This is a genomic window from Akkermansia muciniphila ATCC BAA-835, from assembly GCF_000020225.1.
Taxonomy (GTDB): Bacteria; Verrucomicrobiota; Verrucomicrobiia; order Verrucomicrobiales; family Akkermansiaceae; genus Akkermansia; species Akkermansia muciniphila.
Map to the genome: position 1 here is coordinate 1,041,100 of NC_010655.1, position 17,269 is coordinate 1,058,368.

General features: G+C 59.1%; 18 protein-coding genes. 10 read left to right on the top strand and 8 right to left on the bottom strand.

Annotation, left to right across the window (positions count from 1 at the left end; translation table 11 throughout):
• Positions 1 to 28: 28 nt before the first annotated feature.
• Positions 29 to 442 (bottom strand): large conductance mechanosensitive channel protein MscL, encoded by a 414-nt coding sequence (gene mscL / locus AMUC_RS04715; RefSeq protein WP_012419919.1) that lies wholly within the window; start codon positions 440 to 442, stop codon positions 29 to 31.
• Positions 443 to 630: 188 nt separating this feature from the next.
• Between mscL and AMUC_RS04720 the strand changes: the two genes are divergently transcribed.
• The 3 genes from AMUC_RS04720 (at position 631) to efp (ending at position 3,063) form a co-directional block, all read left to right on the top strand.
• On the top strand, positions 631 to 1,887 hold the full coding sequence (locus AMUC_RS04720; RefSeq protein WP_012419920.1) for an aspartate aminotransferase family protein: 1,257 nt from the start codon (positions 631 to 633) through the stop codon (positions 1,885 to 1,887).
• A 27-nt stretch (positions 1,888 to 1,914) separates the two neighbouring features.
• Positions 1,915 to 2,373 (top strand): amino acid-binding protein, encoded by a 459-nt coding sequence (locus AMUC_RS04725; protein ID WP_012419921.1) that lies wholly within the window; start codon positions 1,915 to 1,917, stop codon positions 2,371 to 2,373.
• Between the two features lie 123 nt (positions 2,374 to 2,496).
• Complete coding sequence (gene efp / locus AMUC_RS04730) at positions 2,497 to 3,063, top strand: elongation factor P (RefSeq protein ID WP_012419922.1); 567 nt, start codon at positions 2,497 to 2,499, stop codon at positions 3,061 to 3,063.
• A 105-nt stretch (positions 3,064 to 3,168) separates the two neighbouring features.
• On the opposite strand, the gene AMUC_RS04735 is transcribed toward efp, so the two are convergent.
• Positions 3,169 to 4,110 carry a glycoside hydrolase family 16 protein gene (locus AMUC_RS04735; RefSeq protein ID WP_012419923.1) on the bottom strand — a complete coding sequence of 314 codons (942 nt, stop codon included), beginning with the start codon at positions 4,108 to 4,110 and terminating at the stop codon, positions 3,169 to 3,171.
• Positions 4,111 to 4,289: 179 nt separating this feature from the next.
• Between AMUC_RS04735 and AMUC_RS04740 the strand changes: the two genes are divergently transcribed.
• Positions 4,290 to 6,542 carry a heavy metal translocating P-type ATPase gene (locus AMUC_RS04740; protein ID WP_012419924.1) on the top strand — a complete coding sequence of 751 codons (2,253 nt, stop codon included), beginning with the start codon at positions 4,290 to 4,292 and terminating at the stop codon, positions 6,540 to 6,542.
• A gap of 30 nt (positions 6,543 to 6,572) precedes the next feature.
• On the opposite strand, the gene recN is transcribed toward AMUC_RS04740, so the two are convergent.
• Positions 6,573 to 8,231 carry a DNA repair protein RecN gene (recN, locus tag AMUC_RS04745; protein ID WP_012419925.1) on the bottom strand — a complete coding sequence of 553 codons (1,659 nt, stop codon included), beginning with the start codon at positions 8,229 to 8,231 and terminating at the stop codon, positions 6,573 to 6,575.
• 64 nt (positions 8,232 to 8,295) lie between these two features.
• Between recN and AMUC_RS04750 the strand changes: the two genes are divergently transcribed.
• The 6 genes from AMUC_RS04750 to AMUC_RS04775 all read left to right on the top strand — a co-directional run bounded on the left by AMUC_RS04750 (position 8,296) and on the right by AMUC_RS04775 (position 11,810).
• The gene (locus tag AMUC_RS04750; RefSeq protein ID WP_042448808.1) at positions 8,296 to 9,069 is read left to right on the top strand and encodes an MBL fold metallo-hydrolase; all 774 of its coding nucleotides are present in this window, start codon (positions 8,296 to 8,298) and stop codon (positions 9,067 to 9,069) included.
• A gap of 25 nt (positions 9,070 to 9,094) precedes the next feature.
• Positions 9,095 to 9,892, top strand: coding sequence for a WecB/TagA/CpsF family glycosyltransferase (locus AMUC_RS04755; protein ID WP_012419927.1), 798 nt, complete (start codon positions 9,095 to 9,097; stop codon positions 9,890 to 9,892).
• 151 nt (positions 9,893 to 10,043) lie between these two features.
• Positions 10,044 to 10,748 (top strand): MmcQ/YjbR family DNA-binding protein, encoded by a 705-nt coding sequence (locus AMUC_RS04760; protein ID WP_012419928.1) that lies wholly within the window; start codon positions 10,044 to 10,046, stop codon positions 10,746 to 10,748.
• 104 nt (positions 10,749 to 10,852) lie between these two features.
• A complete protein-coding gene (locus AMUC_RS11895) occupies positions 10,853 to 11,179 on the top strand; it encodes a hypothetical protein (RefSeq protein ID WP_046434602.1) in 327 nt (108 codons plus the stop codon).
• A 78-nt stretch (positions 11,180 to 11,257) separates the two neighbouring features.
• On the top strand, positions 11,258 to 11,587 hold the full coding sequence (locus AMUC_RS11900; RefSeq protein ID WP_012419930.1) for a hypothetical protein: 330 nt from the start codon (positions 11,258 to 11,260) through the stop codon (positions 11,585 to 11,587).
• A 55-nt stretch (positions 11,588 to 11,642) separates the two neighbouring features.
• A complete protein-coding gene (locus AMUC_RS04775; protein WP_153816450.1) occupies positions 11,643 to 11,810 on the top strand; it encodes a hypothetical protein in 168 nt (55 codons plus the stop codon).
• Between the two features lie 91 nt (positions 11,811 to 11,901).
• On the opposite strand, the gene AMUC_RS04780 is transcribed toward AMUC_RS04775, so the two are convergent.
• From AMUC_RS04780 to AMUC_RS11905, 5 genes are all read right to left on the bottom strand, one after another.
• Positions 11,902 to 12,765 (bottom strand): LpxI family protein, encoded by an 864-nt coding sequence (locus AMUC_RS04780; RefSeq protein ID WP_012419932.1) that lies wholly within the window; start codon positions 12,763 to 12,765, stop codon positions 11,902 to 11,904.
• A 29-nt stretch (positions 12,766 to 12,794) separates the two neighbouring features.
• Positions 12,795 to 14,069 (bottom strand): dihydrolipoamide acetyltransferase family protein, encoded by a 1,275-nt coding sequence (locus AMUC_RS04785; protein ID WP_012419933.1) that lies wholly within the window; start codon positions 14,067 to 14,069, stop codon positions 12,795 to 12,797.
• A gap of 18 nt (positions 14,070 to 14,087) precedes the next feature.
• The gene (locus AMUC_RS04790; protein WP_012419934.1) at positions 14,088 to 15,062 is read right to left on the bottom strand and encodes an alpha-ketoacid dehydrogenase subunit beta; all 975 of its coding nucleotides are present in this window, start codon (positions 15,060 to 15,062) and stop codon (positions 14,088 to 14,090) included.
• 21 nt (positions 15,063 to 15,083) lie between these two features.
• Positions 15,084 to 16,085 carry a thiamine pyrophosphate-dependent dehydrogenase E1 component subunit alpha gene (locus AMUC_RS04795; RefSeq protein ID WP_232053480.1) on the bottom strand — a complete coding sequence of 334 codons (1,002 nt, stop codon included), beginning with the start codon at positions 16,083 to 16,085 and terminating at the stop codon, positions 15,084 to 15,086.
• Between the two features lie 184 nt (positions 16,086 to 16,269).
• Positions 16,270 to 17,082 (bottom strand): MerR family DNA-binding transcriptional regulator, encoded by an 813-nt coding sequence (locus AMUC_RS11905; protein ID WP_012419936.1) that lies wholly within the window; start codon positions 17,080 to 17,082, stop codon positions 16,270 to 16,272.
• Positions 17,083 to 17,269 lie beyond the last annotated feature (187 nt).

A 17,269-nucleotide genomic window follows, 5' to 3' on the forward strand; every position in this document is an offset into this window, starting at 1 on the left:
GGAACCGGCATGAACCGTTCAAAAGGGCTTATTTGGCGTCCGCCTGTTTTTGCAGGATGTCCCGGATCTGTTCCAGGAGGACGACGTCATCCGGCTTGGGAGCAGGGGCGGCCGGAGCTTCTTCGCTCTTGCGCCTCAGGGCTCCGATCAGCTTGATGGCTACAAAGACGGAGAAGGCGATGATGAGGAAGTCAATGGTCGCCTGAAGCAATTCCCCGTATTTTAATTCCACATCGCCCAGCTTCAGCACCAGGTATGCCAGGTTGACCCCGGAAGTAAGGTAGCCGATGATGGGGGTGATGATGCTGGAAACGAAGACGGAGACGATTTTGTTGAATGCGCCGCCGATGACGACGGCCACCGCCAGGTCAATAACGTTCCCTTTAAGGGCGAATGCCTTGAATTCTTCCAGAAAGCCTTTGAGGTTGAAAAAATGAGCCATAGTGGATTATTGCTGGTTGCGGTGGTTATTCTGCCGTTAAAATGATAAAAGAAAAGAAAAATGAATGGGCGGCGGACAAAGATGTGACTGTCTTCCGGGGTAAAATGCGGCAATCATGACGTGGTTCCCAAAAAAATCATTTACAGACGGGGCCAGAAGAGCAAACTACGCCCATATTACCTTAACTTATGAACACAGAAGAAAAGCTCAACCAGTACGTACTCCATTCCTATGGCCGTTATCCCATGGCTGCCGTCCGCGGAGAAGGCTCCCGACTGTGGGACAGCACGGGGAAGTGCTATCTGGACTTCTGTGCCGGCATTGCGACCTGCGTGCTCGGGCACTGCCATCCTGCGGTGACGCAGGCCCTGCAAAAGCAGGCCGCCACCTTGGTGCACTGCTCCAACCTGTACCAGATCCCCCAGCAGGCGGATCTGGCGGAATTCATTGTGACCAAATGCGTGGAGCGCCCGGGAAAAGTCTTTTTCTCCAACAGCGGTGCGGAGTCCAATGACGGTTTAATCAAAGTAGCGCGCCGTTACGGGCACCGCAAGCCCCAGCCGGACGGCAAGCCCCGTTATGAGGTGCTTACGTTCAACAAATCCTTCCACGGGAGGACGCTGGGCAGCATGTCCGCCACGGGGCAGGATAAAATCAAAATCGGCTTTGACCCCATGCTGCCGGGATTCCGCCATTTGCCTTTCAACGATCTGGAAACGGCCCGCGAAGCCATCAGGCCGGAAACGGTGGCCTTCATGCTGGAAACCGTCCAGGGAGAAGGAGGGGTCAACTGCGTGACTCCGGAATTTCTGCGGGGCCTGGCGCAGTTATGCAGGGAGCACGATCTTCTTCTGCTGATGGATGAAGTGCAGTGCGGCTTTGGCCGTTGCGGCGACATCATGGGATGGCGCGCCGTAGCTCCGGATGTGGAACCGGACGGCATTTCCTGGGCCAAGGCTCTGGGCGGCGGTTTCCCCATCGGCGGCTTCTGGATTTCCGACCGCGCCATTGACGGCCAGGGTACGGAGCTTTCCTCCATCATGGATCCCGGCTCCCATGGCTCCACGTATGGAGGCAACCCGCTCGGCACTGCGGTAGGCCTGGCCGTGCTGCGGGAAGTTGTTTCCCAGGGGCTCCCGGAGCGGGCGCGGCGCCTGGGCGCGGAAATTCGCAGGGAAATAGAATCCTGGAACCTGCCTGTTGTTCAGGGCGTGCGTGGCCTGGGCCTGTTGCTGGGCATTGGCCTGAACCCGGAAATGGTGGCCGCGCCGGAGGGCAAGACGATCGCCTCCGTAGTGGTGGAGGCCCTGCGGCAGGAAGGGTTGCTTTCCGTTCCCGCCGGGCCGGAAACCGTCCGTCTGCTGCCGCCGCTGAATGTCAGTGAAGAGGAAATCCAGCAGGCTCTGGCCATCATCAGGCGCGTGCTTAAAACGTACGCCAAATAGAATACAGCCCTTATTTGCTTTATTGTTATGAAGGAAGAAGCCATTAAAGCCCCCGGCAGCACGATAAAGCAATATTCCATCATGCTCCAGAACCGGGTGGGGGCCCTGACCGCCCTCCTCGGCCTGCTGGACATGCACGGCATTTTCTGTCTGGGATTCAGCATGCAGGACTGCCATGAGGCGACTATTGCGCGCCTGATTGTCAGCGATCCGGAAAGGACGTCGGAAATTTTTCTGGAGAAAGGTATTTGCTATACGGAGTCCGGGGTGCTGGTGGCGGTGCTCCGCCATGGCCCCGCAGACCTCAAAAAATGCCTGGATGCGCTGTATGCCGCGGAAATGAACGTCAACTTTCTCTATCCCCTGCTGCCTTGCGTGGGGCGGGGGTCTCTGGTGGCTCTTCACGTGGAGGATCTCAACTTCGGGCGCACCGTGCTGAATTCCAGCGGCATCAAAGTCCTGTTCCAGCAGGACCTCAGCCGGTAGGAACAGCCGTTTTCCCCTTCTTCCCCGCTGCCCTGTTCAGGAGCGTTTTCTCCAAGCGCCTCAAGGGGTTGCCCGATTTTTTCGCCTTGACGGGAGGGGAAAACATGGTATGGTACGGGCCGCATGGCAAAAGTACCCGTAATCAATCTTCGCAAGGGACACGCGGTCAATTACAACAATGACGTTTGCGTTGTAGTCAGCATGGAGCACAAGTGCCCCCCCCGCATGGCTTCCTATGTGCAAATGAGCATCCGCAGCATTTCCACTAAAAAGGTGTATAACCTTCGCCTGACTTCCAATGAATCCCTGGAAGGCGTCAACCTCGCCCGTGAGGAATATGAGTTCAGCTACATTGACGGCATGGGTTATCACTTCATGAATCCGGATACATACGAAGACATCACCGTGTCTCCGGAAATCGTGGAACCCGTCAAGGATTATCTGATGGAAGGCAATATCTACATCCTGCTTTTCACGGATGAAACGGTCGTTTCCGTAGAACTCCCCGCCGCCATCACCATGGAAGTGGCGGAAGCTCCTGAAGGCGTCAAGGGCGACAGCGCGAACAATGTTTACAAATCCGCCACGATGACCACCGGACTGGTGGTGCAGGTGCCCCTTTTCATCAAGCCCGGTGAAAAGATTTCCGTAAAAACGGAAGACGGTTCCTATCTGGGCCGCGTAAACTGAGTTGCCCCTCTTTCTGTTCTTTGAAGAGCCCCGTCCGGTTTGTCCGGATGGGGCTTTTTTCATGCCGCAATCCCTGCCCTTTTTCCTGTTTCCGGAAGAGGGCGGTTACTTTTCCGCGCGGTATGGAATGGTTCCTTTATGGGGGGAATCCTTTTTCTGGTAAATGCGAACGTAGTCTATTTCGTATTTCTGGGGCAGCGGCAGTTTGTCCAGATCTCCGCCGGTGGCGCCCAGAGCCAGGTTCAGGATGATGAAGTGAGGCTGCCGGAAGGGATTGGCGACTTCCTTGTAAGAGGCGTTGACGGTATTATCCAGGGGAGTCCGGTTCAGCAGAATATCGTCCGCATACAGGCGCACTTCCTTTTCATCCCAGTCCATACGGAAGACATGGAAGCTGTCCGCCCAGTCCGCGTGTTTTTCCTGGAGCCATTTGAGCGGCGTGTAAGTGGTGCTCCATTTGCCCACGTGTTTTTTGGGGGAACCCCAGCAGAGATTGGCCAGATAGGTGGACTGGTAGTACTCCATGATGTCTATTTCCCCGCACATGGGCCACTTTTCCTTGACGCCCAAGGTCCAGAAAGCAGGCCACATGCCTTCCCGCGGGCTGAATCTGGCCCGGATTTCAAATCGCCCGTACAGCCAGGAAAATTTGCTGCGCGTCGTCAGGGAGGCAGAGGTGTATTCCGCCTCTTTCCGTGTCGTCTGCCAGTTTTTTCCCTCCGGATCGTAATGGGGGTTGGCATGTTTTTCCTTCCTGCCTTCAATAATCAGCATGCCGTCTTTGCAATAGGCGTTTTCCGGCTGGTACCATTGCGCTTCCTTATTGCGGACGAAACCGTGTTCGTAATTCCATTTGGCAGGATCCGGACGGCCGTCTTTGTCGAATTCGTCGTGCCAGACGAGTTCATAATCGGAATAATCCGCTTTTTCCACGACTCTCTCCGTTTTTTTGACGCCGTCACCATGGAGGGTGTAAAGCTGGGCGTGGAGGGGGGTGGACAACAAGGCCGCGCTGGCCAGGATGTTGAATAGAGGAGGAATGTTCATGGAGGAAAGTAAAGGTGTTTGTTACTGGTACGGGGCCGCGGGCGTTTTTTTGTCATTTTTTATCAGAGGGGGCTGAAGCCGCGAAAGCGGCTTGAGGAACGGAATAAATGTGTTAGGTTCGGCTAACAGTATGGGGTCCTGTCTGGACCCGGAACATCAAACATTCCGTTTTAATGACAATGGAAGAAAAGAACTATCTTGTTTCCGGTATGCATTGCGCCGGGTGTGCCGCCAAGGTGGAGCGCGCCGTGGAAGGATTGGAGGGGGTGGAGCGCGTAGAGCTGAATTTGCTGACGGGGAAGATGACCGTCTTGTTTGAAAAACCTGATTCCCCCGCCATGGAGCGGATAGCTCCGGTGGTGGAGAAAGCCGGCTTCCGCCTGGCGGACTGGAAGGAGGAGCCGCTTGCCGGAACGGAGAGGGAGGAAAGGCTGGAACAGGAGGAAACGGGCGGTTCCCGCCTCGTTTGGTCCATTCTGCTGCTGGTTCCTTTGATGTATTTGTCCATGGGCCCCATGTGGCACTGGCCCGTTCCGGAAGGGAGTTGGGGCCTCTGGATGAATTGGTGGACACAAGGCATTCTGGCGGGCGCCGTCCTGTGGCTGAACCGGCATTATTTGATAAACGGCGTGCGGCAGCTTGTGGCGCTGTCTCCCAATATGGATTCCCTGATCGCCATCGGTTCCGGCTCCGCTTTTCTGTATGGGCTGTATTTGCTGGTTGCGGGGATGTGGCAGGGTTTCAGTGTGGAGGGAATGGAGCTGTATTTTGAATCTGCGGCCATGATCGTCACCCTGATTTCCCTGGGGAAATACCTTGAACGCCGCTCTTATCGGAAAACGAATGCCGCCGTAAAAGGGCTGGTGAAGCTGGTTCCCCAGGAGGCGCTGGTATGGCATGACGGCGCGGAGCGCGCCGTTCCGCTGGATGAAATTCGTTCCGGGGATCTGGTAGTGGTGAAAACCGGGCAGCGGATTCCGGTGGACGGCATGATTGAAGAGGGGCAGGCGGCTCTGGATGAATCGGACCTGACGGGGGAAAGCATGCCGGTGGACAGGGCGGCGGGGGACCGGGTGATCAGCGGAACATTCAACCGGGCCGGGTATCTCAAAATCCGCGCGGAACGCGTGGGCGGGGATTCCACGCTGGCCCGCATGATCCGCCTGGTGGAACAGGCCAGCCAGTCCAAGGCGCCCATTGCGCGGCTGGCGGACCGGGTATGCTATTTCTTTGTCCCTGCGGTCATTGCCGTTGCCCTGGTATCGCTGGTTGGGTGGATGGCTGCCGGGGAGGGGTTTTCCTTCGCCCTCGCTAGGGCAATTGCGGTGCTGGTGATTTCCTGCCCCTGTGTCCTGGGGCTCGCTACGCCTATCGCCATTATGGTGGGGACGGGCAGGGGCGCGCGGCTGGGCATCCTGTGCAAGTCCGCCGGAGCTCTGGAAGCCCTGAGCCGCGTGGATACCGTCGTTTTTGACAAGACGGGCACCCTGACGGAAGGGGAGCCGCGGGTAGTGGCCGTGCTGCCGGAGGAAGGCATGGATGCGGACGCGCTGGTGGAAATGGCGGCAGCTTTGGAACAGGGTTCGGAACATCCTGTGGGAAAGGCTGTTTATGAACACGCCAGGCTTCTGAATTTGCCTGTCCGCGCCGTGGCGGATTTATCCGTGGTTCCTGGCCGCGGCATTGCCGGAACGGTGGATGGGGTGCCTTATGCGGTGGGCAATTCCGGATTCATGCAGGATAAGGGAATTTCCTGGAAGGAGGATGAAAGCCGCCTGCGGGAGTTCATGCGGCAGGGCGCGTCCCCGCTGTATGTGGGCAGGGGCGGATGCCCTGCCGGCGTCATCATGGTGGCGGATTCCCTGAAACCGGACAGCCGTGCGGCGGTGGACAGTTTGAAGCGGATGAACCTGCGCGTCGTCATGCTGACGGGGGACAACGCCGCCACGGCGCGGCACATGGCCGGAGAACTCCACATTGACGAGGTGGTCTCCGACGTGCTTCCGGATGAAAAGGCCTCCCATGTGATGAAGATGGAGGAACGCGGGGACAAGGTGGCGATGGTAGGGGACGGCGTGAACGACGCCCCGGCTCTGGCCTGCGCCCGGGTGGGCATTTCCATGAAGTCCGGAACGGAGCTGGCGATGGAATCCTCCGACATCGTGCTGATGAAAAGCAACCCCGCAGGCGTGGCGGAAGCTGTCCAGCTGGGCCGCACCACGCTGCTCATCATCAGGCAGAATCTTTTCTGGGCTTTCTTTTACAACATCATCGGCATTCCGTTGGCCGCCGGGTGTTTATATCCCGCCTTCGGCCTTACGCTGAATCCCATGATTGCCGCCGGGGCGATGAGTTTGAGTTCCCTGTGCGTCGTATTCAATTCCCTGAGGCTGCGGGGGTTCACCCCACGCCTGGGGGGCCTGGGGAAATAGGGCGGCCTCTCCCCCACCGGCATTTCCCGTTCAGGAGGGCTGCAGCAGGGCCTGGGCCAGCGTGCGTGCGTGGTCTCCGCCGCCGCCCAGCATGCGGACCAGTTCATCCACCCGTTCTTCATGGCTCACCTCCCGCAGGCAGGAGATGGTGCGGTTGCCCGCGGATGCTTTCTGAACCAGGTAATGATGGGAGGCCAGGGCCGCCACCTGCGGGAAGTGCGTGATGGAGATCACCTGGTGCCTGTTTCCGAGCTGCTGCATCTTGAATCCCACAGCCCGCGCCACTTCTCCGCCCACGTTGGCGTCTATTTCGTCAAATACCAGCAGGGGGGTGGCATCCTTGTGGGCCAGGGCGCTTTTAATCGCCAGCATGATGCGCGCCAGTTCCCCGCTGGAGGCAATCAGACGGAGAGGCTTGGAGGGTTCTCCGGGATTGGGGCCAAACAGGAATTCCACCGTTTCCATTCCCTGTGAGCCCGGTTCCTGAAGGGGGGAGAGGCTCACTTCAAAGACGGCCTGGCGGAATCCCAGCTCCCGGGAGTGCCTGACGATGGAAGCCGCCAGCCTGGGCGCGGAGTCCTGGCGCGCTCTGGTCAGAGCCTGCCCGGCGGCGTCCATCTGCTTGCGCAGGGCGGCGATGGAGGCCCTCAGCTCTTCCAGGCGTTCCGTGCGGTGTTCAATGCGGTCCAGGCGGCTGGCCGCCTCCTCCCTCCGGGAACAGACGTCCTCAAAGGAGGGGCCGTATTTCATTTTCAGAGATTCCAGCAGGTTGATGCGTTCCTCCAGCTGGAAAAGTTCCCGGGGGTCGCAGTCCAGTTCGGCGGAATAATCCGCCAGGCGTCCCTCAATTTCCTTGAGTTCCAAATTCACTCCCGCCAATGGAGCCAGCCACGCGGCGGTGGAGGCGTCCATGCGTTCCAGCTCATGGGCCGCCCGTGTCAATTCCCTCAATTGGGTCCCCAGGCCGGGCACATCCGTTTCCTCCAGCATGGAAAGCATTTTGGAGACCTGTTCCCGGAGCCGGGTGCCGTTGCGGGCGCGCTGCCAGCGTTCTTCCAGCGTGAGCACTTCTTCCGGAGTGAAGGCGGCGGAATCTATTTCATCCACCTGGTGGCGCAGCAGTTCTATTTCCCGTGCGGTGGCCGCTTCCGCATGTTCCAGGTCATCATAGGCCCGGCGCGCATCCTGCCATTGCCTCCAGGCGTCCGAATAGGAGTGCACCAGGGGAGCGTGCTCCCCGAAGGCGTCCAGCAGGGAAAGCTGCCTTTCCTGGGAGACCAGGGAGCGGTGGTCGCTGGGGCCATGCATGTCCACCAGGCAGGCTCCCGCTTCCCTCAGCAGATTCAGGGTGCACGGGCTGTCGTTCAGGAACTGGCGGTTGGCCGTGGAAGAGATGAGGCGCTTGATAATCAGGTTGCCGTCTTCGCAGGGCGGGACGCCATGCTCGTTCAGAATGGCGTGCACGGGGGAGGATTCCGGCAGATGGAACACAGCTTCCACGCTGCATTGCTGTTCCCCGGAGCGGATGAGCGTCTTGTCCGCCCGTTCTCCCAGCGCCAGGCGTATGGCTCCAATGATGACGGATTTCCCCGCCCCGGTTTCCCCCGTGATGCAGATGAATCCGGAACTGGGTTCCCAGAGCAGCTGGTCCACAAGGGCCAGGTTTTTAATTTTCAGCAATGTAAGCATTCGGGCTTTGGATTTTGAATGCATTATGGCATCATTTGCCCTAAACGCAATCATGACCTCTGTGATGAACATTCTCTTTTTGGGCACAGGAACGTCCACCGGAGTGCCGCAGATAGGCTGCTCCTGCGCGGTCTGCACGTCCCCGGACCCCAGAAACAGGCGGTTGCGTTCTTCAATTTATGTGGAGGCCGCTGGCACCCGCCTCCTGCTGGATTCTTCCCCGGATTTGCGGCAGCAGGCCCTGCGGGAAAATATCACGGATGTGGATGCCGTTCTTTATACGCATGCCCATGTGGACCACGTGGGAGGTTTTGACGATTTGCGCGCCTTCTGCTGGCGCCGGTCCGGCGGCCTGCCCATGTATGCTTCTCCCATGACGGTGGACGCCCTGCGGACCATGTACGGCTGGGCGTTCGTTCCTAAACCGGGGCGGAGCGGGTACGTCAGGCCGGAGCCTCACGAGGTGACGGCTCCGTTCCGTGTGGGGAACATGCTGGCGACGCCCCTTCCGGTGCTCCATGCCGGGGTGGAGACATATGCCTATCTCCTGGAGGCGGGAGGCCGGAGCCTGGTTTACATGCCGGATGTGAAAAGCATCCCGGCCCCGTCCCTGGAGAGGATGAAAGGAGTGGATTTGCTGATTATTGACGGACTGCGTTATCATCTGCACCCCACGCACATGTGCCTGGAGGAAACGTTGGCCGCCATTGCCGCCGTCCGGCCCCGCCGCGCCGTGCTGACCCACCTGTCCCATGATATGGATTACGGGATTCTTTCCGGCAAGCTGCCGGAAAACGTCATGCCCGCGTATGACGGGCTGAGGCTGTCCCTGCCGTAATGCTCACGCTGCATGTTCTCAGGCCATGACTATTCCAGACAATTTTGACCGTCCCGGCGCGCGGATACCGTGCGAAACCAGAAACGTATTCGGCTTTTCCGTAGCCGTCAGTTCCGTGGAAGAGATGTCCGCTGCGCTGGCGGAACGCGCGCTGGAGGCGGAAGCTCCGTTTCTGGTGGCCGCGGCGGATGCCCATGTGGTAACCCTCGGCGTGCATGACCGGGATTACGGGAACGTGCTGGAACGGATGGACGTGATTTGCCCGGACGGTATGCCGGTAGTGTGGAGGCTGAACCGGAGGCTTTCTTCCGGGGGGGAAAGGGAAGCGTGCCGTGTGAGCGGGCCGGATTTGATGGAAGCGCTGGTGCGTTCGAATGTGCAGTATCCGGGCTTGCGCCATTTTTTGCTGGGCGGGGATGAGAAGCTGCTGGAAGCCCTGTCTGGGGCATTAAAGGAAAAATACCCCGGTTTTCAACTGGCCGGGGCGTATTCTCCTCCGTTCCGCCCTTGGACGGAGGAAGATCTGGAAAACATGCGGGAGGCGGTTGCTTCAAGCGGGGCCAATGTGGTATGGGTGGGGCTGGGCTGCCCGAAACAGGAGCGGTGGATGGCGGAGCAGAGGGAATTGCTGCCCCCCGCGGTTTATGTGGGCGTAGGGGCGGCGTTCGCTTTCCATGCCGGTACGGTGAAACGGGCTCCGCGATGGATGCAGAAGAACGGTCTGGAATGGTTGTACCGCATTTACCGGGAGCCGGGAAGACTGCTCAGGCGGTACGTGAAGCACAACAGCCTGTTCGTGTGGTACGTGCTGACGGGCAGATGAGGCCGTTTTTCCGGTGTGCGCCCCGGAGTTGAGCCGCGGCGGGTTATTTTATCCTTGTGCCGTTTTCGTGCGGCCCTATCATGATCCCGTTTGAACCTGGACGGAAGTGGAGGGCGCTCTTCCCTTCTTCGTCTTTAACCTTGTTTTTCTTATGTTCTTTCGCCGTATTCCCCGGAAAAGCTGGTATGAAAAAACTGTGGAACGCGTTTTCAGGGACAGGAAGCTGTGCGTGGAAAAGCTGCTCTCCTTCGGTTTCGTTCGTGTGGAAAGCGGTTTTCTGCGCAGGGCGGCATTGCTGGACGGCCAGTTCTGCATGGAATTGGAAATACACGCGGACGGTTCTGTTCATGCAACGGTGCATGATGCGGACGGGAAGAATATCCGGCATGCTGACCCGGGAACGGAGGACAGGTTGCGGACAAGAATGCTCCGCAGGGAATATGAGGAAGAACTGTGGCATGTGGCGGAATGCTGCTTTGAACCTGATTTTTTCAAGGCGGCTCCCGCCCGGAGCCTCATCGCGCACATCCGTAAAGCTTACGGGGAGGAACTGGAATTCCTGTGGAGGAAGTTTCCGGGGAACGCAGTGGTGCGGCGGAAGGATACGGAAAAATGGTACGCCGCTTTTCTGGCTGTGCCGCGCTTGAAGCTGGGGGGCAGTTCCAAGGAACGGGTGGAGGTTTTGAACCTGCGGGTTTGTCCCGGTGAGTCCGGGATTCTTGCGGATAATCGCAGCCGTTTTCCGGCCTACCATATGAATAAGAAAAACTGGGTGAGCTTCTGTCTGGATGGAACCGTTCCCTTTGAGGAACTGGCTGCGCGCCTGGAAACCAGCCGGAGGCTTGCCGGAAAGTGAGCTCCTCCGGCGCGGGATGCCGGGAGAAACCGTCTTCCCGCCCCCGGATGGACGGCCGGAAAGGGGGTCTTGACCCGGAAAGAGGCGGAGCCTACAGTAAGGGCATGAACATAGAAGAAAAAGCTCTGTCCACCTTCCGCACGGCGCCCTGGCGCCACAACTGCGCCCAGGCCGTCTGCGCGGCTCTGGGCAGGGAGGATTTGCTGGAAACCGTTTCCTCCTGCGGTACCGGAAAGGCTCCAGACGGACTGTGCGGCGCCCTTTACGGGGCGCTGCTGTGTACGCCCGTGCAGTCCAGGGAGGAGCTGAGGCGGCGGTTTGTGGAAAAGCTGGGCTATTCCCATTGCAGGGAATTGAAAAAAGAGGGGTCCGTGCCATGCCGGGATTGCGTTGCCTCTGCGGCGGTTCTGGCTTTTAACCTGAGGGAGTGAACGCAGAATGACACTGCCGGATTCATGGTTTTTCATGAAAAAAGAGTCTATTGGAATGAAACCAGATAGAATAACATCATGAAAAAATTGATCTATATGATAGCGGCAGCGGCCGTTGCGATTCCGGTGGTGGCCCTGGCCCAGGGAGCCTGCGGCAGCGGCTCCTGCTCCAAGGGAGACAAGGACATGGCTGAAGCCAAAGAGCACATGAAAGAGGGCGCCAAGGCTGCCAAGGACGCCGCCTCCGAAAAAATGAAGGAAGGCAGGCAGGCTGCCAGGGACGCCTATGAAAAGGGCAAGGAAACCGCCAGGGATGCTTATCAGGACAGCAGGGACGCCGTTGACCATGCGGCGGACAGGACTGCCGATAAGGCCGAAGCCGTCGGTGACGCTGTGAAAAACGGTTAACTCAAACGATGAACAATAAAAATATTTGCTTATTATGTGCGAATCCAAGGATCATATGAATAAAGGCTGCGGATGTGCGAACGATGCCGCTTCCGGCAAAATGGAGGAAGGCAAGCACAAGATGAAAGACGCCTGCGAAAGAGGCAAGGAAGCCGTCAAGGACATGGCTGAAAGCGTGAGCGACAAGGCCAAATCCATGATGGACAAGGATAAGAATTCTTAGTCCCGGCGGCGGTTGAAGCAAGCCGTTTCCCATTCTTCCTCCCGTGCGCGGGATGACCTCCCCTTGTCCGGATTTCCGGACGAGGGGATTTTTATGCGGGCCGGTTTTCCGGGGAAGGGGTGTCCTGTTCCACGGTCTGGAGGGCATGCAGGCTGATTTTATGCCTTTTGCATAATTCCTCCACCCGGTCGCGTTCCAGCAAGATGGTTTTGCCCGCTTCCAGGGCGATTTGCCTGACGCCGCATTCCGCGCACGTTTCAATGGTGACGGGGCCGACTGTCGGGATGTCAAAGCGCATGTCATGCCCCAGGCGGGCCACTTTGGCCAGCGTGGCCGGTTTGCCGTTGCCCAGTTCCCCTCCGCGGCGTATGCAGTTGTTGGTGCCTTCAATCGCTTCCACGGCGATGACGGTGCCGCCGTGCACGATGACGGACTGCCCGATGTGGAGACGGCTGATTTCCTTGGCCGTCTGCATGCCGAAGCGGGCGTCCTCCCATTGTTCAGGCGTGGGAGGAGGTCCGGCGATATGCCCCGGCTGCGGCATGTGCTCCTCCATGTAGGTGGAGGCCGGGAGGATGATGAAGCCTTCCTTTTCCGCTTCCGTGATGACGGCCCCAAGCAGGGAGTCCGCATTTTTTTCCGGCATGCGCATCAATACGGAAAGGGCGCGAAGGTCCGGACGGAGGGAAAGAATATTTTTCGGATTGATGCCGCCGGCCATGATAACGTTCCTTACGCCGTGCTTTTTCAGGAAAGTGAACGGCTTGCTTATCTGGCCCACGCTGAATTCCTGGTAAGCGTCGCACAGGGGGATGACGGCGGGGTTGGTTTCCCCCTTGAACCCTACGGCCACGATACGCAATTCCGGCGTCCGGCGGCGTGCGCCCCGGACAATATATTCCGGATAAACGCCGTCTCCGGCTACCAGGCCTAATACGGGCGGGTCTGTTGTCATGCGGCGTGAAGCTGGGGGAACGGGGCTGGTTACAGGTATTCCGGGCGCTGGAGCAATTCCGCCACGCGCTTGAGCAGGCGGCCGATGTCCGCTCCGTCCACCACGCGGTGGTCTCCCGTAGCCACGATGTTGGCCTTGGAGATGGGGATAAACGCCTCCACTTCGTCACTCCAGACCGGGGTTTTGGTGACGGCCCCCACCCCCAGGATAATGGATTCGCTGGGCATGGGCATGGGCGCGGCAAAGGTGAGGCCGAAGCCGCCGAAGTTGGTGACCGTGGCGATGCCGCCCGTGCTGTCTTCCGGAGCCAGCCTGCGGCGGCGCGCCTGGGCAATCAGCCTGTTATAGTCTTCCAGCAGTTCTTCCATCGTCCGTTCGTTCACGCGGCGCAGCACGGGAACCATGACGCCGTCCGCCACCTGGGCGGCGATGCCGATGTCGATTGTTTTGGGAGAAAGAATGTTTTCCCCCACCAGGTAGCCGGCGCATTCCGGGCTTTCCGCCAGGGACAGGGCCAGGGCGCGGGCAAAGTACAGGGTGATGCCGGGCCGCAGCGGGGAATTTTGCCTGTGTTTGATGAGGGGGTCCATGAATACGGGACGCCCGGCGGAGGCCAGCGGGCGCGTCCAGCTGCGGCGCATGGCGTCCGCCACGGCCAGCCGCATGGATGAGGCCTTGCGGTGCGGCCATTGGCTAACATATTCCAGGAATTCTTCCAGGTCGTCAATGGTGACGCGTCCGCCCGCCCCGGAACCGGAGATGAAAGCGATGTCGGAGGCGCTCATGCCCAATTCATCCATGCGCGCCTTCATCCGGGGGGACATGTAGTGCGCGCCCTTCATGCCGGCGGGTACGGGGAGGCCGCGCACGCTGGGCTGGACTTTCAGGTCCGTTCCGTTTTCCTGATAGGATTCCCCCGTCACCCCGAAGTGGACGCCTGCGGGTTTTTCCTCCCGGGGAGGGGCGGAGGGCGCGGCCTGGGGAACGGATTCCGGACTGGCTGGAAGGGACGGCTGGGTGGAATCTCCGGCCGGAGTCGCTCCGGAACGCTCAATTTCCTCTTCCGTGGCCTCAATCATGGCCATGCAGGCGCCGACCACGACGGATTCCCCTTCCTTGATGAACACATCGCTCAGGATGCCGCCGCACATGGTGGTGACTCCCATGGTGGCCTTGTTGGTTTCTACCTCAAAGATTTCCTGGTCGGCTTCTACGGTATCGCCCTGGGCCGCCAGCAGGCGCAGCACAGTGGCTTCCGCAATGGAATCCCCGAGCTGGGGCATCAGAATGGGTACTTTAGGCATGATGGAAACTGGGTTGAATCAAATGGATAGAAGATGGCGGATGGAGGCGGCAATGGATTCCAGCGTGGGGCGGTGCGCCTTCCAGAGGTTGGGGTGCTGGGGGATGGGGGTATCCCGTGCGTTGAGCCTCTGGGGCGGGGCATCCAGCAGGTGGAAGCCTTCCGCGACAATGCGTGAAACAACTTCCGCCGTGACGCCTCCCCACGGAAAATCTTCCCCGACGACCAGGACGCGGCCGGTGCGCGCTACGGAGGCGATAACGGTATCCATGTCCAGCGGGCGCACCGTCCGAAGATCCACGACCTCCACTTCATAGCCGCTTTCCTTCTCAAGCAGGTCCGCCGCGCGCACGGCTTCCGGCACCATGGCGCTGTACGCCACCACGGTGGCATGCTTCCCCGTGCGGGCGATCCGGGCCGTGCCGAACGGGATGACCGGGGCCTCCCGGTAGTTGTCCTCCGCCTTCAGCCAGCGGTACAGGAACTTGTGCTCCAGAAAAATGACGGGGTCCGGAATTTCCACGGCCTGGCGCAGCATCCAGTAAGCATCCGCTACCGTGGCCGGAGTCATGACGTGCAGGCCCGGATAATGGGCGAACAAGGCTTCCAGGCTCTGGCTGTGGAAAGGGCCGGTGCCGGGGGTTCCCCCGCAGGGCAGGCGCACCGTGATGTTGGCGGGAATGCCCGTGCGGTAGTAATGGGTGGCCGCCATGTTGACAATCTGGTTGAAAGCGATCGTGCTGAAGTCGGCAAACTGGACTTCCATAATGGGCTTCTTGCCCATGACGGCGGCCCCGGTCACCATGCCGGCCATGGCGTCCTCACTGATGGGGGCGTCAATCACCCGGTCCGGGAACAGCTCCTTGAGGCCCTTGGTCGCTTTGAATGCGCCGCCGAAAACGCCTATGTCCTGCCCGTACAGAAAGACGTCCCTGTCTTCCGTAAGCAGGTCTTTCTGGGCGTCGTGGATGGCATCAATGTATGTTACGCTCATGGGAATATTCCGTTTGCTGGCTTAATAAGGTCTCCATACCGTGGCGTTCCAGTCTTCCCGGAAGGGGTCCGGTTCCGGTTCCCGCTGCGCGGTGGCTACGGCCAGCTGGACTTCATCGGCATACTGTTTTTTCAAAGCCGCCGTTTCTTCCGGCGTGAGCCAGCCGGCTGCCAGCAGCTGCCGTTCCGCGACTGCCACGGGGTCTTTTTTTTCATATTCCTCTTTCAGCTCCCTGGGGATGTAGGAGGCGTCGTCATGTTCCCCGTGCCCGCACATGCGGAGGGTCTTGGCAAGCACCCACTGGGGGCCCCGGCCTTCCCTCGCGTTATTGACGGCGGTCCGGAAGGTTTCCAGCGTGGCCATGAAGTCCGTGCCGTCCGTTTCATGCACGGTGAAGCCGTAGCCGCGGCCCCTGTCCGCCAGGGAGGCTTCTCCGAATTCCCTGATATTGGGGGTGGAGTAGGCAAATTGATTATTGGTTACCACGAGCACCAGAGGCAGCCGCTCCACGTTCGCCATATTGGCGGCTTCGTGAAAAGCACCCGTGGACGTGGTGCCGTCGCCGCAGAAAGCTACTCCCACGGGGCCGGGCAGTTTGCCGTCCAGGCGCTTGGCGAAAAGGCAGCCGATGACGAAAGCCACCGTGCTGCCCAGATGGCTGATGGGAGCCATATAGCCTTCCGCTGGCAGGCCCCGGTGGACATTGCCGTCCCGCCCTTTCATATATCCCAGGGCGGAACCCAGGTAGGCGCGTGCCGCTTCAATAATCGGTTCCCCCCAGGTGACGCGTGCCGCCTGTTCCCGGATGAACGGGGCGATTACATCGTAGCCGGCAGTCAGAAAGACGCCTCCGCATGCGGCAATCGCTTCATGTCCGCGGCCCAGGTAAACGCCCCCCGTAATTTTGCCCGCTTTGTAAAGGCTGGAAATTTTGGTGTCAAAAGCCCGCGCCAGCAACATGGCCTTGAAAGCCCTGACGGCATTTTCCTTTAAGTCCGGTTGTGTAGTGTCGCAATGTGCCACCCCATTATTTTATATGCTGCATAAGGAAATGCAATGCCATTTCATGAAACTGCCTGAGACTTTGTGTCCGCAGGCGCGGGGCCGCTCCGCAGGGCGGCGGAGGTTCGCGGGGGGCGGTTCCCGGCTGGCGGGAGCGCTTTTGCATCTTCCGCTCCCGCCGGCGGATGCGCGGAAATTTCCGGATTCATTTCCCACCCGGCGGCAGGCTGCATCTCAGTTCGAATTTGGGATTTGCCACATCGTAATCTCCGGGAAACAATTCCGTCTCCATAATGATTTTATCATATTCCTGCGCAAAAAGGTCCGGAAAAACGCCGGGCGCCTCCGCAATGCCGCTTTCCTGCCTGATGACGCAGAGAAAGGAGGCGGCGGGCAGGCGCATGATTTCCTTCATCCGCCGGGCGTCTCTGCCGGCCGCTTCCACCTCCACATACAGGAACTGCTCCGTCCCTGCTTTCCGGTGGAAGGAAAGCAGGCCGGCTTCCGCGCCCAGCCGCAGCTGGCAGCGGTTAATATCGTCAAAGATGCGGGTGATAAGAATGTTAAATTCCGGAGTATGCTGTTTTCCCGCATAGGGCGCCACCCAGCAGTATTTTTCCGGCAATGCGTGGATGGCCTGTTCCCCATGAAGCAGAAGATCTTCTTCCCGGCCCATCTGTTTCCGGAATTTTTCCAGCAGGCGCAGCTTTTCCTGAATATCCCTGATTTTCCGGTGTGCCAGCATGGTGCCGTGGGAGAAAAGTTTCTTATAATGGATCCTTCGCTGGTCCCTGGTCAGGAAGCCGGTAAATTCCTTCAGGGGAATATCCAGGAAAATGCAGGCGCGGATGGCATCCACCACGGGAATCTGGGAAAGAGTGTAGTAACGGTAGCCGGTGTCCGGGTCCGTATAGGCCGGGAGCAAAATGCCCAGTTGTTCATAATACCGGAGGGATTTGACATGTACGCCGGTCTGTTTGGACAGATTGCCGATGGTTAGTAAATTCTGTTTGTCCATCCTGTATTGCGGTTGGTGGGAGGGAATTGATTGTTTCCGCCGGAAGAGCCCCGGCGGAAACGGGAGCTGCGCGCAGAAGAAACCTTTCTGAAGACGAAGTTATTTCCGCCATTCATTGGATTTTTATTGTCAACAATTTACAATAAATGACAAAGACCTTCCCCACTTAATTTTTCCATTGCCTCTT

Bases quoted from the DNA above. Each gene is read 5' to 3' on its own strand.
- AMUC_RS04750 (WP_042448808.1), top strand. From the start codon at position 8,296: ATGAACATTCTCTTTTTGGGCACAGGAACGTCCACCGGAGTGCCGCAG.
- AMUC_RS04720 (WP_012419920.1), top strand. From the start codon at position 631: ATGAACACAGAAGAAAAGCTCAACCAGTACGTACTCCATTCCTATGGC.
- AMUC_RS04760 (WP_012419928.1), top strand. From the start codon at position 10,044: ATGTTCTTTCGCCGTATTCCCCGGAAAAGCTGGTATGAAAAAACTGTG.
- AMUC_RS04735 (WP_012419923.1), bottom strand. From the start codon at position 4,110: ATGAACATTCCTCCTCTATTCAACATCCTGGCCAGCGCGGCCTTGTTG.
- AMUC_RS11905 (WP_012419936.1), bottom strand. From the start codon at position 17,082: ATGGACAAACAGAATTTACTAACCATCGGCAATCTGTCCAAACAGACC.
- AMUC_RS04785 (WP_012419933.1), bottom strand. From the start codon at position 14,069: ATGCCTAAAGTACCCATTCTGATGCCCCAGCTCGGGGATTCCATTGCG.
- AMUC_RS04740 (WP_012419924.1), top strand. From the start codon at position 4,290: ATGGAAGAAAAGAACTATCTTGTTTCCGGTATGCATTGCGCCGGGTGT.
- AMUC_RS04790 (WP_012419934.1), bottom strand. From the start codon at position 15,062: ATGAGCGTAACATACATTGATGCCATCCACGACGCCCAGAAAGACCTG.
- recN (WP_012419925.1), bottom strand. From the start codon at position 8,231: ATGCTTACATTGCTGAAAATTAAAAACCTGGCCCTTGTGGACCAGCTG.
- mscL (WP_012419919.1), bottom strand. From the start codon at position 442: ATGGCTCATTTTTTCAACCTCAAAGGCTTTCTGGAAGAATTCAAGGCA.
- AMUC_RS11900 (WP_012419930.1), top strand. From the start codon at position 11,258: ATGAAAAAATTGATCTATATGATAGCGGCAGCGGCCGTTGCGATTCCG.
- AMUC_RS11895 (WP_046434602.1), top strand. From the start codon at position 10,853: ATGAACATAGAAGAAAAAGCTCTGTCCACCTTCCGCACGGCGCCCTGG.
- efp (WP_012419922.1), top strand. From the start codon at position 2,497: ATGGCAAAAGTACCCGTAATCAATCTTCGCAAGGGACACGCGGTCAAT.
- AMUC_RS04755 (WP_012419927.1), top strand. From the start codon at position 9,095: ATGACTATTCCAGACAATTTTGACCGTCCCGGCGCGCGGATACCGTGC.
- AMUC_RS04775 (WP_153816450.1), top strand. From the start codon at position 11,643: ATGAATAAAGGCTGCGGATGTGCGAACGATGCCGCTTCCGGCAAAATG.
- AMUC_RS04725 (WP_012419921.1), top strand. From the start codon at position 1,915: ATGAAGGAAGAAGCCATTAAAGCCCCCGGCAGCACGATAAAGCAATAT.
- AMUC_RS04780 (WP_012419932.1), bottom strand. From the start codon at position 12,765: ATGACAACAGACCCGCCCGTATTAGGCCTGGTAGCCGGAGACGGCGTT.